The 12,134-nt window shown below is 72.3% G+C and carries 13 protein-coding genes; 12 read left to right on the forward strand and 1 reads right to left on the reverse strand.

What is annotated here, in order from left to right:
* The first annotated feature begins 4 nt into the window (after nucleotides 1–4).
* From lepB (V7E46_RS05860) to V7E46_RS05895, 8 genes are all read left to right on the forward strand, one after another.
* Nucleotides 5–994, forward strand: a complete 990-nt coding sequence (lepB, locus tag V7E46_RS05860; RefSeq protein WP_443054003.1) for a signal peptidase I — start codon at nucleotides 5–7, stop codon at nucleotides 992–994.
* 33 nt (nucleotides 995–1,027) lie between these two features.
* Nucleotides 1,028–1,786, forward strand: coding sequence for a signal peptidase I (gene lepB, locus V7E46_RS05865; protein WP_333767398.1), 759 nt, complete (start codon nucleotides 1,028–1,030; stop codon nucleotides 1,784–1,786).
* 94 nt (nucleotides 1,787–1,880) lie between these two features.
* Nucleotides 1,881–2,207 (forward strand): DUF2469 domain-containing protein, encoded by a 327-nt coding sequence (locus V7E46_RS05870; protein WP_329174202.1) that lies wholly within the window; start codon nucleotides 1,881–1,883, stop codon nucleotides 2,205–2,207.
* A 290-nt stretch (nucleotides 2,208–2,497) separates the two neighbouring features.
* Nucleotides 2,498–2,860 carry a YraN family protein gene (locus V7E46_RS05875; protein ID WP_333767399.1) on the forward strand — a complete coding sequence of 121 codons (363 nt, stop codon included), beginning with the start codon at nucleotides 2,498–2,500 and terminating at the stop codon, nucleotides 2,858–2,860.
* The gene (locus tag V7E46_RS05880) at nucleotides 2,860–4,500 is read left to right on the forward strand and encodes a YifB family Mg chelatase-like AAA ATPase (RefSeq protein ID WP_333767400.1); all 1,641 of its coding nucleotides are present in this window, start codon (nucleotides 2,860–2,862) and stop codon (nucleotides 4,498–4,500) included. The genes V7E46_RS05875 and V7E46_RS05880 overlap by 1 nt, the downstream gene beginning before the upstream one ends.
* Nucleotides 4,500–5,744, forward strand: a complete 1,245-nt coding sequence (gene dprA / locus V7E46_RS05885) for a DNA-processing protein DprA (RefSeq protein ID WP_333767401.1) — start codon at nucleotides 4,500–4,502, stop codon at nucleotides 5,742–5,744. The genes V7E46_RS05880 and dprA overlap by 1 nt, the downstream gene beginning before the upstream one ends.
* 281 nt (nucleotides 5,745–6,025) lie before the next feature.
* A complete protein-coding gene (whiG, locus tag V7E46_RS05890; protein ID WP_333767402.1) occupies nucleotides 6,026–6,865 on the forward strand; it encodes an RNA polymerase sigma factor WhiG in 840 nt (279 codons plus the stop codon).
* 30 nt (nucleotides 6,866–6,895) lie between these two features.
* Complete coding sequence (locus tag V7E46_RS05895; protein ID WP_329174193.1) at nucleotides 6,896–7,477, forward strand: TetR/AcrR family transcriptional regulator; 582 nt, start codon at nucleotides 6,896–6,898, stop codon at nucleotides 7,475–7,477.
* Between the two features lie 30 nt (nucleotides 7,478–7,507).
* Here the strand turns inward: V7E46_RS05895 and V7E46_RS05900 are convergent, their stop codons facing one another.
* Nucleotides 7,508–8,074: a murein hydrolase activator EnvC family protein gene (locus V7E46_RS05900; protein ID WP_333767403.1), complete on the reverse strand. Its 567-nt coding sequence runs from the start codon at nucleotides 8,072–8,074 to the stop codon at nucleotides 7,508–7,510.
* A 267-nt stretch (nucleotides 8,075–8,341) separates the two neighbouring features.
* On the opposite strand from V7E46_RS05900, the gene rpsB reads away from it, so the two are divergent.
* The 4 genes from rpsB to frr all read left to right on the forward strand — a co-directional run bounded on the left by rpsB (nucleotide 8,342) and on the right by frr (nucleotide 11,876).
* A complete protein-coding gene (gene rpsB / locus V7E46_RS05905; protein WP_329174190.1) occupies nucleotides 8,342–9,286 on the forward strand; it encodes a 30S ribosomal protein S2 in 945 nt (314 codons plus the stop codon).
* Nucleotides 9,287–9,399: 113 nt separating this feature from the next.
* On the forward strand, nucleotides 9,400–10,236 hold the full coding sequence (tsf, locus tag V7E46_RS05910; protein WP_329174188.1) for a translation elongation factor Ts: 837 nt from the start codon (nucleotides 9,400–9,402) through the stop codon (nucleotides 10,234–10,236).
* Between the two features lie 185 nt (nucleotides 10,237–10,421).
* Nucleotides 10,422–11,204, forward strand: coding sequence for a UMP kinase (pyrH, locus tag V7E46_RS05915; protein ID WP_329174186.1), 783 nt, complete (start codon nucleotides 10,422–10,424; stop codon nucleotides 11,202–11,204).
* 114 nt (nucleotides 11,205–11,318) lie between these two features.
* Nucleotides 11,319–11,876 (forward strand): ribosome recycling factor, encoded by a 558-nt coding sequence (frr, locus tag V7E46_RS05920; RefSeq protein WP_329182345.1) that lies wholly within the window; start codon nucleotides 11,319–11,321, stop codon nucleotides 11,874–11,876.
* Nucleotides 11,877–12,134: the final 258 nt, after the last annotated feature.

Below are 12,134 nucleotides of genomic sequence, written 5' to 3' on the forward strand. Positions count from 1 at the left end.
TCCTGTGCACGGAGCGTCGCCCAACGGCGCCCCGAAGCACCGCGCCCCGGCTCCTGGCGGCTGGGCCGGGGACCCGGCGCCCGGCGCGGGCATTCCGGCGATGGCCGGCGGTGCCCCCGGCGACCCGGTGGGCCCGGTGGGCCCTGCGGCGCCGGACCCCGACGGCGACGAGGACGCCGAGCGGCACTCCCACGCGGGCAACCGCAAGCAGCGGTCGTTCTTGAAGGAACTGCCGCTGCTGATCGGCATCGCCCTGGTGCTGGCGCTGCTGATCAAGACGTTCCTGGTGCAGGCCTTCTCGATCCCGTCCGACTCGATGAACAACACCCTGCTCAAGGGCGACCGGGTGCTGGTCGACAAGCTCACCCCCTGGTTCGGCTCCGAGCCGAGCCGCGGCGAGGTCGTGGTCTTCCACGACCCGGGCGGCTGGCTGCCGGAGAATCCCACGCCCAGCAGCAATGTGGTGGTCAGGGGCCTGCAAAAGGGTCTGAGCTTCATCGGCCTGATGCCCTCGGCCGATGAGAAGGACCTGATCAAGCGGGTCATCGGGGTCGGCGGCGACACGGTGTCGTGCAAGGGCACGGGACCGCTGATGGTCAACGGCAAGGCGCTGGACGAGCCGTACATCTTCCCGGGCAACACGGCGTGCAGCCCCGAGGTGCCGTTCACGGTGCACGTGCCCAAGGGCCGGATCTGGGTGATGGGCGACCACCGGCAGGACTCGCTCGACTCCCGCTTCCACACCACGCTCCCGGGCGGCGGTACCGTCCCGAACGGCGACGTGGTCGGCCGCGCCATCGTGGTGGCCTGGCCGGTCAACCGCTGGGACGTGCTGTCCATCCCCGGTACGTTCTCGCAGCCCGGCATCAATGCCGCGGGCACGGCCGTCCCCGCGGTGGCCGGCGTCGCGGGCGCGCTGCCGCTGGTGCTGTGGCGCAGGCGGCGGCTGCTGTCCAGGCCCGATCCGGTCCAGCAGAGCGCGGAAGACTGCTGACCTGGGGCGTACCGCCGGGTAGGGTTCCGGTCCATGAGCAGCAGCAGCGGTGCGATAACCGGCACCACAGGGAGCACCGCACGACGTGGCACAGCCGGTGGCGCCGGCCGGACCGGACACCGGCTGTCCGGGGTGGCCATCGCCATCGGCTGTGTGCTGTTCCTGGGTGCGACGGTCTGGGCCGCCCTGGTCTACCGGCCCTACACGGTGCCGACCGACTCGATGGTGCCCACCGTTCAGCCGGGCGACCGGCTGCTGGCGCAGAAGGTGTCGGGCTCCGAGGTGCGCCGCGGTGACGTCGTCGTCTTCAAGGACAAGCTGTGGGGCGACGAACCGCTGGTCAAGCGGGTCGTCGGGGTCGGTGGCGACGTGGTCGCCTGCTGCGACGCCCAGGGCCGCCTGACGGTGAACGGCAAGCCGATCGACGAGACCTACCTCAAGGGCGGCGGCCCGGCCTCGATCGACCCGTTCAGCACCCGCGTACCGGCCGGTCAGCTCTTCCTGCTCGGGGACAACCGCGCGGTCTCCGAGGACTCCCGTCTCCACCTGTCCGACGCCCAGGGCGGCTCGGTCCCGGCGGGCGACGTGCGCGCCCGGGTGGACGGTGTGGCCTGGCCCGCCTCCCGGATCGGCCTGCTGTCGCGCACCTCGGCCTTCGGCGTCGTCCCGGGCGGCGGGTCCCCGGGCCGGGGGCCGCTCGGCCTGCTGCTGATCGCGATCGCCGCCGGGGTGGTGCTGATCCTGGGCGGGGCGGCCTACGACCCGGTCGCCAAACTGCTGAGGCGCAGGTGATCAGCGCGGACGTGCGAGGTGCGGGGAAGTTCCGCGCGGTCGTGAGACCGTGTGACGCACAATGGGGGCACGCACGGCTGAAGGGGAACACACGATGAGCGCCGAGGACCTCGAAAAGTACGAGACCGAGATGGAGCTGAAGCTCTACAGGGAGTACCGCGACGTCGTCGGCCTGTTCAAGTACGTGATCGAGACCGAGCGGCGGTTCTACCTCACCAACGACTACGAGATGCAGGTGCACTCGGTTCAGGGTGAGGTGTTCTTCGAGGTCTCGATGGCCGATGCCTGGGTATGGGACATGTACCGGCCGGCCCGCTTCGTGAAGCAGGTGCGGGTGCTCACGTTCAAGGACGTGAATGTCGAGGAGCTGAACAAGGCGGATCTGGACCTTCCGTCGGACGATTCGGGCTTCAACAACTGAGGTGGCGGGCCTGCGGGGGCCGCGGGGGCTTCGCGGCCGGTCCGGCGGGAGCGCCGGGGTGCCCCGGGTCTCGGCGTCCGGGTGCGCGGCCGTTTGTGCGGTGGGTGCCAGGCTGGGGCCGGGCAGGTCCGATGGGCGCGAGGCCGTGCGCCGGCCGGGCTCGGATCGGGCTCCGGGGGGGGCGCCCCCGGCGGGCTTCGGGTGGCCTGCCGAAAGTTATCCACAGACTGAGAGCAAGATCATCTTGAGCGTTTCCAGCTCTGTCACAGTGAGTGACGGAGGTGGTACTCATGAACGCACGAGGTGCGCTGGGGCGCTACGGCGAGGAGGTCGCGGTCCGCGCCCTGCAGGCCGCGGGCCTGACGGTGCTCGGCCGCAACTGGCGGTACGGCCGCCGCGGGGAGATCGACATTCTGGCGTCCGAGGGTGACGCCCTGGTGGTCTGCGAGGTCAAGACCCGGCGGGCCGGGCCCTTCCAGCACCCGATGGAGGCGGTGCCCCCGGCGAAGCTGGACCGGCTGCGGTCGCTGGCCGAGCGATGGACCGCCGAGCACGGCGGGGCGCCGCCGGGCGGGATCAGGATCGACCTGGTCGGGGTGATCCTGCCCGAGCGCGGCGGCCCCGCGGTCGAGCATGTGCGGGGGGTGGCGTGATGGGCTTCGCCCGTACGTGTTCGGTCGCGCTGATCGGCGTCGAGGGCGTCGTGGTCGAGGTCCAGGCCGACCTGGAACCCGGCCTCGCGGCCTTCACCCTGGTCGGCCTGCCCGACAAGAGCCTGGTCGAGAGCCGGGACCGGGTGCGCGCCGCGATCGTGAACAGCGGCGAGACCTGGCCGCAGAAGAAGCTCACCGTCGGCCTGAGCCCGGCGTCCGTGCCGAAGGGCGGCTCGGGGTTCGACCTGGCCGTGGCCTGCGCGCTGCTCGCCGCGAACGAGCGGATCGCCCCCGAGTCCATCGCCGACCTGATGATGATCGGCGAGCTGGGCCTGGACGGCCGGGTCCGCCCGGTGCGGGGCGTGCTGCCCGCGGTGCTCGCGGCGGCCGACGCGGGGTACCGCCATGTGGTGGTCCCCGAGCGCACCACCGCGGAGGCGTCGCTGGTGCCGGGTGTCGCGGTGCTGGGTGTGCGCAGCCTGCGCCAGCTGGTGGCGGTGCTCAATGACGAGCCGGTCCCGGAGGAGGACGACGAGGCGCCCTGCCGCGAGGGCCGGCCCGATCCGATACTGGCCGGGCTGACCGTGCCCGGCGGGGGAGTGGGCGCGGGGCTGGCCACCAGCCTGGGCGGCAGCGCGTCGGGCGGCGGCCTGGCGCTCGGCCCCGACCTGGCCGACGTGGCGGGGCAGTCCGCCGCCCGGCTCGCCCTGGAGGTCGCCGCGGCCGGCGCCCACCACCTCTATCTCAAGGGTCCGCCGGGCGCGGGCAAGACCATGCTGGCCGAGCGGCTGCCCGGCATCCTGCCCGCGCTGACCCGGCAGGAGTCCCTGGAGGTCACCGCGGTCCACTCGGTCGCCGGGATCCTCCCCGCGGGCCGCCCGCTGGTGGACGCGCCGCCCTTCTGCGCGCCGCACCACTCGGCCACGATGCCGTCCCTGGTCGGCGGCGGCAGCGGGCTGCCCCGGCCGGGAGCGGTCTCGCTCGCACACCGCGGAGTGCTCTTTCTGGACGAGGCGCCGGAATTCACCGTGAAATCCCTCGAAGCGCTGCGCCAGCCGCTGGAGTCGGGGCACGTGGTGGTGGCCCGCTCGGCGGGGGTGATGCGGCTGCCGGCCCGCTTCATGCTGGTGCTCGCCGCGAATCCGTGCCCCTGCGGGCGCCATTCACTGCTGGGGGCGGGCTGCGAGTGCTCACCGACGGCGGTTCGGCGCTACCAGGCCAGGCTGTCGGGGCCGCTGCTCGACCGGGTGGACCTGCGGGTGGAGGTCGAGGCAGTCAGTCGCTCCGAGCTGATCGGCCGCGGGCCGGGGGAGAGCACCGCCGTGGTCGCCGCCCGGGTGCGGGAGGCCAGGGAGCGGGCCGCCGTGCGGTACGCCGACACCCCCTGGCGGGCCAACGGCGACATCCCCGGCCACGAGCTGCGCACCCGCTGGCCGGTCGCCCCCGGTGCGATGCACCCGGCCGAGCGCGACATGGAGCGCGGGCTGCTCACCGCCCGGGGCCTCGACCGGGTGCTGCGGGTCGCCTGGACACTGGCCGACCTGGCCGGGCACTCCCGCCCGGACGCCGAGGACGTCAGGGCGGCCCTGCAACTGCGCACCGGTGTGAGCCGGGGTCCCGCGACGGCCGGGAGCCGGTGATGGCGGCCGAGCCGCAGGACCCGGCCGGCCTGGCGGAGGCGATGCGGCAGCTCTACGAGGCCGGGGGAGACGGCGGGCCGGCGGCTCGGGGGCCGGCCGGGCGCAGCGGGTGGCAGGAACGGCTGGCAAGAGCGGCACTGACCCGGATCGCCGACCCCGGGGACGAGGTGATGGGGCGGGCACTGCGGAACCGCGGGGCGCAGGGGGCGCTGGCGGCCGCGCGCTGCGGGCGGGCGCTGCCGGGGGCGAGCCCGCGCCGAACGGCGGGTTACGCCCGGCGGGCGGTCCGCGCCGACCCGGTGGCCGATCTGGCCGCCGCCTGCCGGGCAGGGGCTCGCTTCGTCTGCCCGGGGGACGGCGACTGGCCGGGGCAGCTCGACGACCTCGGGGCGCAGCGCCCCTACGGGCTGTGGGTGCGCGGGCGGCCGTCACTGCGGCTGTGGGCGCTGCGGTCGGTCGCGGTGGTCGGCTCGCGGGCGTGCACGGACTACGGAGCCCATATGGCGGCCGGGCTCGGTGCGGGGCTGGCCGAGGCGGGCTGGGTGGTGGTCTCCGGCGCCGCCTACGGGGTGGACGGGGTGGTGCACCGCAGCGCCCTGGCCGCGGGCGGCGCCACCATCGGGGTGGTGGCCAGCGGGGTGGACGTGCCGTATCCGCCGGGCAATGCCGAGCTGATCGGTCGGATCGCGGAATACGGCCTGTTGGTCGGCGAGTTGCCGCCCGGCGACCATCCCACCAGGAGCCGCTTCGTGCTGCGCAACCGGGTGATCGCCGCCCTGACCCGGGGCACGGTGGTGGTCGAGGCCCGCTATCGCAGCGGCTCGCTGATCACCGCCCGACGGGCGGCGGCGATGGGCCGGGTCACCATGGGGGTGCCGGGGCCGTGCACCAGCGGTCTGTCGGAAGGGGTGCACGAGTTGCTGCGCGGGGGCGCGGCGGTGGTGACCGATGCGGCCGAAGTCGTCGAGCTGGTCGGCGAGATCGGCGCCGACCTGGCACCGCAGCGGCGCGGGCCTGTGCTGCCCCGCGATCTGCTCGGCCCGGCGGCGGCACGGGTGCTGGAGGCGGTGCCGGGCCGGGGCGCGGCCGACGAGCGGCAGATCGCCGACGCCGCCGGGTCCACCTGCGACGACACGCTGAGCAGGCTCTACGAATTGCAGGCGCTCGGCTTCGTCGAACGGTGCGAAGGGAGGTGGCAGTTGGTCCGTACCACGGGGGACGAGCGCGCGCGGCGCACCGGTTGACGTGACCGGTACACCATCAGGTGACAATGCAGGCCTGTGACCTGGGGTGATCGCGGGACGCGGAGTTCGGGCGCCGGTGGCATCCGATGATGGCCCGATGCGGACGTTCGGCGGCCCCCGCGCCGGACCCGTAGCCGGTCCGGCGTCCACGCACCCGTAGAGGAACGTATCTGCGCATGTCCCGTACGGATGATGTAGCAATGAGCGACGTTATGGTCACGCTACGCTCTCAGAGGCTCGCTTTTTTGTCCACGTCACTGCAGAACGGCGCACAACGACGTATGCCCCAGCACACCCCCGGGTCCGAACGGGCGACGGCCGCGACCACCGTGCCGCCCGCCACCCCGCGGCACGCCGCCCCCACGTCGCTCGACGCGTTGTGGCGGACTTACAAGTCCACGGGGGACGCACGGCTGCGCGAGCAGTTGATCCTGCACTACTCGCCGCTGGTGAAATACGTGGCCGGCCGGGTCAGCGTGGGGCTTCCGGCCAATGTGGAGCAGGCCGACTTCGTGTCGTCCGGGGTGTTCGGGCTGATCGACGCGATCGAGAAGTTCGACCCGGACCGGGCGATCAAATTCGAGACCTACGCCATCACCCGGATCCGCGGCGCCATGATCGACGAGCTGCGCGCCCTGGACTGGATCCCGCGGTCGGTGCGGCAGAAGGCCAGGGCGGTGGAGCGGGCCTACGCCACCTTGGAGGCCAAGCTCCGACGCACCCCCAGCGAGCCCGAGGTCGCCGCCGAGATGGGCGTCGGCCTGGAGGAGCTGCACGGCGTCTTCAGCGCTCTGTCGCTGGCCAACGTGGTGGCCCTGGAGGAGCTGCTGCACGTCGGCGCCGACGGCGGCGGCCGGCTCAGCCTGGTGGACACCCTGGAGGACACCGGCGCCGACAACCCGGTCGAGGTCGCCGAGGACCGCGAGCTGCGCCGGCTGCTCGCCCGCGCCGTCAACACCCTGCCCGAGCGGGAGAAGACCGTGGTCACCCTCTACTACTACGAGGGCCTGACGCTGGCCGAGATCGGCCAGGTGCTCGGCGTCACGGAGAGCCGGGTCAGCCAGATCCACACCAAGTCGGTGCTTCAACTGCGGGCAAAGCTCGCCGACGTCGGCCGGTGACCGCGGCGCCGCACTGTCTACAGTGGTGGGATGCCCAGGATTCGAGCGGCCTCGGTGGCCGAACACCGCACGATGCAGCGCCGGGCCCTGCTGGACGCCGCCCGCTCGCTCCTTTCGGAGGGCGGCACGGAGGCACTGACCTTCCCGGCTCTGGCCGAGCGCACCGGGCTGGCCCGCTCGTCGGTCTACGAATACTTCCGCTCCCGGGCCGCGGTGGTCGAGGAGCTGTGCGCGGTTGACTTCCCGGTCTGGGCGGCCGAGGTCGAGGCCGCGATGGAGACCGCGGACAGCGCTGAGGGCCGGATCGAGGCCTACGTCCGCAGCCAGCTGACCCTGGTCGGTGACCGCAGGCACCGCGCCGTCGCGGCGATCTCCGCCGGCGAGCTCGACACCGGCGCCCGGGAGAAGATCCGCGCCGCCCACGGCGGCCTGGTGGCCATGGTGGTCGCCGCCCTGTCCGACCTCGGCCACGACGAGCCCAGGCTGACCGCCATGCTGCTGCAGGGCGTCGTCGACGCCGCCGTCCGCCGCATCGAACTGGGCGCCGCCGAGGACCCCGAGCGGATCACCCGGGCCGCGATAACCATGGCCCTGCACGGCGCCGCCGGCTGACCCCGCCCCGTCCGCGTCCGGGCCGTGCCCTCACACCGGCGCCGCGACCCCGTACACCGGTAGCAGCCGGGAAGGACCCGGGCGGCGTATCCAGGACGGCAGCAGCAACAGCGGATCGAGATAGACGTCGCCGCCAGGACCCGAACGCAGCAGCCCCCAGTGCAGGCAGCCCGCGGGGCAGTGCGCGAGCCTGCCTTCCACCGTGCCGACCCGCTGCCCCGCCGCCACCCGGGCGCCGACCGGCACCGCCGCCCGCACCGGCTCGTAGCTGATCCGCAGCGCCGGGCCGATCCGCAGCACCAGCACACCCGTGCCGCCCACGCGCCCGGCGAAGACCACCTCGCCCGGCGCCGCCGCGCGCACCACCGCGCCCGGGCCCGCCCGCAGGTCGACCCCGCGGTGCCCGGCGCCCCACCCCGTGGCGGGCGGCTCGAAGGCGCGCAGCACCACCGGCCGCCCCCGCGGCCCCGGGCCCGACACCGGCCAGCTCCGCCCGCCGCCCGGCCCGCCGGGACCGGCGCCGGGCGCCGGAGCGGCCCCGCCCGCACCGGCCAGCAGGGCCGCGATCATCGTGAACCACATCATTGTGAATGCCATGACACGACGATCCCGCATCCCGCCGCCCGCAGGATGATCATGGCCGGCTGCCTGTGGACAACTCGGGTGTCGCCGGTGACGCCACCGGTCCCGTACACTTTCTCTGGCGATCCGGGTCACCGGGTCGACTTCGCACGCCCCGCCACCCACCCCCTTCCCGGGGACGGTGGCCGCGCCCCTCGGTCCCTCGTGGCACGGCGCGTCGGGGTGTCAGGCGCGACCGTCGTCCGGTGGTCGCGGTAACCGAGTACATCAAGGAGTACGGCCATGGCCGTCGTCACGATGCGGGAGCTGCTCGAGAGCGGCGTCCACTTCGGGCACCAGACCCGTCGCTGGAACCCGAAGATGAAGCGATTCATCTTCACCGAGCGCAACGGCATCTACATCATCGACCTGCTCCAGTCGCTGTCGTACATCGACCGCGCCTACGAGTTCGTCAAGGAGACCGTCGCGCACGGCGGCTCCATCATGTTCGTGGGTACGAAGAAGCAGGCGCAGGAAGCCATCGCCGAGCAGGCCTCGCGCGTCGGCATGCCCTACGTCAACCAGCGCTGGCTGGGCGGCATGCTCACCAACTTCTCGACCGTCTACAAGCGCCTGCAGCGCCTGAAGGAGCTCGAGGAGATCGACTTCGAGGATGTGGCCGCGTCCGGCCTCACCAAGAAGGAGCTGCTGGTCCTCTCCCGCGAGAAGGACAAGCTGGAGAAGACCCTGGGCGGCATCCGCGAGATGCAGAAGGTGCCCAGCGCGGTCTGGATCGTCGACACCAAGAAGGAGCACATCGCCGTCGGTGAGGCGCGCAAGCTCCGCATCCCAGTGGTCGCGATCCTCGACACCAACTGCGACCCCGACGAGGTCGACTACAAGATCCCGGGCAACGACGACGCGATCCGCTCCGTCACGCTGCTCACCCGGGTGATCGCCGACGCCGTCGCCGAGGGCCTGATCTCCCGCTCCGGTGCCGCGCTGGGCGACAAGAAGGCCGAGGGCGCCCCGGCGGAGCCGCTGGCCGAGTGGGAGCGTGACCTGCTCGAAGGCGAGAAGAAGGCCGACGACGCGACCGAGGCCCCCGCCGCGGCCGAGGCACCCGCTGCCGAGGCCCCGGCTGCGACCGAGGAGCCTGCCGCTGCCGAGGCCGCCACCGAGGCCCCGGCCGAGGACGCGCCGGCCGACGCCGCGCCGGCCGCCGAGGGCGACGCCGAGCAGGCCTGACCTTCAGGCCGGCGGCGCATGTCCGCCGGCACCACGTGTGACGACGGCGGGGGCCAATTGCCCCCGCCGTCCACCCGTGGATCCACCGACCATTCGGGAAGAGACTCAAACCCATGGCGAACTTCACCGCCGCTGACGTCAAAAAGCTCCGCGAGCTGACCGCCGCGGGCATGATGGACTGCAAGAACGCCCTTGTGGAGGCCGAAGGCGACCTGGACAAGGCCGTCGAGATCCTTCGGGTCAAGGGCCAGAAGGGCGTCACCAAGCGCGAGGGCCGCTCGGCCTCCAACGGCGCCGTGGTGTCCCTGATCGCCGCCGACAACTCCGAGGGCGTCCTCGTCGAGCTGAAGTGCGAGACCGACTTCGTCGCCAAGGGCGACAAGTTCGTCGCCGTCGCCGACGCCGTCGCCGCGCACGTGGCCAGCAGCAAGCCGGCCGACATCGACACGCTGCTCGGCTCCGAGATCAAGCCCGGCCAGACCGTGCAGGCCTTCGTCGACGAGGCGAACGCCACCCTCGGCGAGAAGATCGTCCTCGACCGCTTCGCGCAGTTCACCGGCGGCTACGTGGCCTCCTACCTGCACCGCACCAGCCCGGACCTGCCCCCGCAGGTCGGCGTGCTGGTCGAGCTGGACAAGGCCGACGCGCAGACCGCCAAGGACGTCGCGCAGCACATCGCCGCCTTCGCGCCGAAGTACCTGACCCGTGACGAGATCGACGCCGACACCGTCGAGAACGAGCGCCGGGTCGCCGAGGCCACCGCCCGCGAGGAGGGCAAGCCCGACGCCGCCCTGCCGCGTATCGTCGAGGGCCGCGTGAACGGCTTCTTCAAGGAGAACGTCGTCCTTGAGCAGGCGTTCGCCAAGGACGCCAAGAAGACCGTCCAGAAGGTGCTGGACGAGGCCGGAGTCACGCTCAAGCGCTTCGCCCGCTTCCGCGTCGGCGTCTGACCGCTGGGGACGCAGACCGAGTCCCGGGTGCCGCCGGCAGCGAATGGCCGGCGGCCCCGCTAGGGTCGTACGCGGGCGGCTGCCCGCCGGCCGGCCGCAGATGTGACAAGGAGGCCATTGCCGTACCGGGAACCCACGAGGACCCACGGCAATGGCCTCCTTTGTACGTGCACGAGGAGCTCTCCATGAACGAAGGCGCCGCACAGGCCCCGACCACCGTGTCCGCCGCCGTCCGCGACGGCGCACCGCGCCGCCGCTTCCTGCTCAAGCTGTCCGGCGAGGCGTTCGCCGGCGGCGGCGGCCTCGGCGTCGACCCCGATGTCGTGCACGCCGTCGCCCGCGAGGTCGCCGCCGTCGTCGCGGACGGTTACGAGATCGCCCTCGTCGTCGGAGGCGGCAACTTCTTCCGCGGCGCGGAACTGCAACAGCGCGGCATGGACCGGGCCCGCTCCGACTACATGGGCATGCTCGGCACCGTCATGAACTGCCTCGCGCTCCAGGACTTCCTGGAGAAGGAGGGCGTCGAGACCCGGGTGCAGACCGCGATCACCATGGGCCAGGTCGCCGAGCCGTACATCCCGCTGCGTGCCGTACGGCACTTGGAGAAGGGCCGCGTGGTGATCTTCGGCGCGGGTATGGGTATGCCGTACTTCTCCACCGACACCACCGCGGCACAGCGTGCGCTGGAGATCGACGCCGCCGCGATGCTGATGGGCAAGAACGGGGTGGACGGCGTCTACGACTCCGACCCGAAGCTGAACCCGGACGCGGTCAAGTTCGACGCACTGGAGTACGGCGAGGTCATCGCCCGCGACCTGCGGGTCGCCGACCTCACCGCGATCACCCTGTGCCAGGACAACAAGCTGCCGATCCTGGTCTTCGAACTGCTCGCCGAGGGCAACATCGCCCGGGCGGTCAGGGGTGAGAAGATCGGCACGCTGGTCAACACCCAGGGCACCCGGGAGTAGCCGCAACCCGCCACGGGGGATGGACAACACGCTGCCGGTCGGACACCGTGCAGGACAGACGCACGCAGGGGCCGCGCCTCCAGGGCTCCGCCTTCTGACTACCAGGAGCACATGGTGATTGAAGAAACCCTCCTCGAAGCCGAGGAGAAGATGGAGAAGGCTGTCACCGTCGCCAAGGACGACTTCGCGGCGATCCGAACCGGCCGTGCGCACCCGGCGATGTTCAACAAGATCGTGGCCGAGTACTACGGCGCCGTCACGCCGATCAACCAGCTCGCCTCCTTCGCGGTACCCGAGCCGCGGATGGCGGTGATCACCCCCTTCGACAGCAGCAGCCTGCGCAACATCGAAGAGGCGATCCGCAACTCCGACCTCGGCGTCAACCCGAGCAACGACGGCCGTATCATCCGGGTGGTCTTCCCGCAGCTCACCGAGGAGCGCAGGCGGGAGTACATCAAGGTCGCCAAGTCCAAGGGCGAGGACGCCAAGATCTCCATCCGCAGCATCCGCCGCAAGGCGAAGGAGACCCTGGACAAGTTCGTCAAGGACGGCGACACCGGCGAGGACGAGGTGCGCCGCGCCGAGAAGGAGCTGGACGACACCACCGCGAAGTACGTGGCGCAGGTCGACGAACTGCTCAAGCACAAGGAGACGGAGCTGCTGGAGGTCTGACCCTCCGGTCCGCCCGCCGCACCCCGCCCGACCTTTACCGTCCCTCATGACCCCCGACGACGACGCGAGGCGAAGCTCAGTGAACGACTCTTCCTGGGGCGCTTCGCCACGCGCCGGCCACTGGGGAGCGCCCGAGGACACGGTCGTAGCCCCGGCGGGTTCCGCGGCGGGAAACGGGACCAGGAGGAAGACTCCTTCCATGCCACCGCCACCCCCCCCGGCACCGGCCGCACCTACAACCGGGCCACCCGCGCGGGG

The sequence above is a fragment of the Streptomyces sp. IBSBF 2435 genome (assembly GCF_036815005.1).
GTDB lineage: Bacteria > Actinomycetota > Actinomycetes > Streptomycetales > Streptomycetaceae > Actinacidiphila.

Bases quoted from the DNA above. Each gene is read 5' to 3' on its own strand.
- V7E46_RS05900 (WP_333767403.1), bottom strand. From the start codon at position 8,074: ATGGCATTCACAATGATGTGGTTCACGATGATCGCGGCCCTGCTGGCC.
- V7E46_RS05875 (WP_333767399.1), top strand. From the start codon at position 2,498: ATGAACGCACGAGGTGCGCTGGGGCGCTACGGCGAGGAGGTCGCGGTC.
- whiG (WP_333767402.1), top strand. From the start codon at position 6,026: ATGCCCCAGCACACCCCCGGGTCCGAACGGGCGACGGCCGCGACCACC.
- dprA (WP_333767401.1), top strand. From the start codon at position 4,500: ATGGCGGCCGAGCCGCAGGACCCGGCCGGCCTGGCGGAGGCGATGCGG.
- rpsB (WP_329174190.1), top strand. From the start codon at position 8,342: ATGGCCGTCGTCACGATGCGGGAGCTGCTCGAGAGCGGCGTCCACTTC.
- pyrH (WP_329174186.1), top strand. From the start codon at position 10,422: ATGAACGAAGGCGCCGCACAGGCCCCGACCACCGTGTCCGCCGCCGTC.
- V7E46_RS05870 (WP_329174202.1), top strand. From the start codon at position 1,881: ATGAGCGCCGAGGACCTCGAAAAGTACGAGACCGAGATGGAGCTGAAG.
- V7E46_RS05895 (WP_329174193.1), top strand. From the start codon at position 6,896: ATGCCCAGGATTCGAGCGGCCTCGGTGGCCGAACACCGCACGATGCAG.
- lepB (WP_333767398.1), top strand. From the start codon at position 1,028: ATGAGCAGCAGCAGCGGTGCGATAACCGGCACCACAGGGAGCACCGCA.
- V7E46_RS05880 (WP_333767400.1), top strand. From the start codon at position 2,860: ATGGGCTTCGCCCGTACGTGTTCGGTCGCGCTGATCGGCGTCGAGGGC.
- tsf (WP_329174188.1), top strand. From the start codon at position 9,400: ATGGCGAACTTCACCGCCGCTGACGTCAAAAAGCTCCGCGAGCTGACC.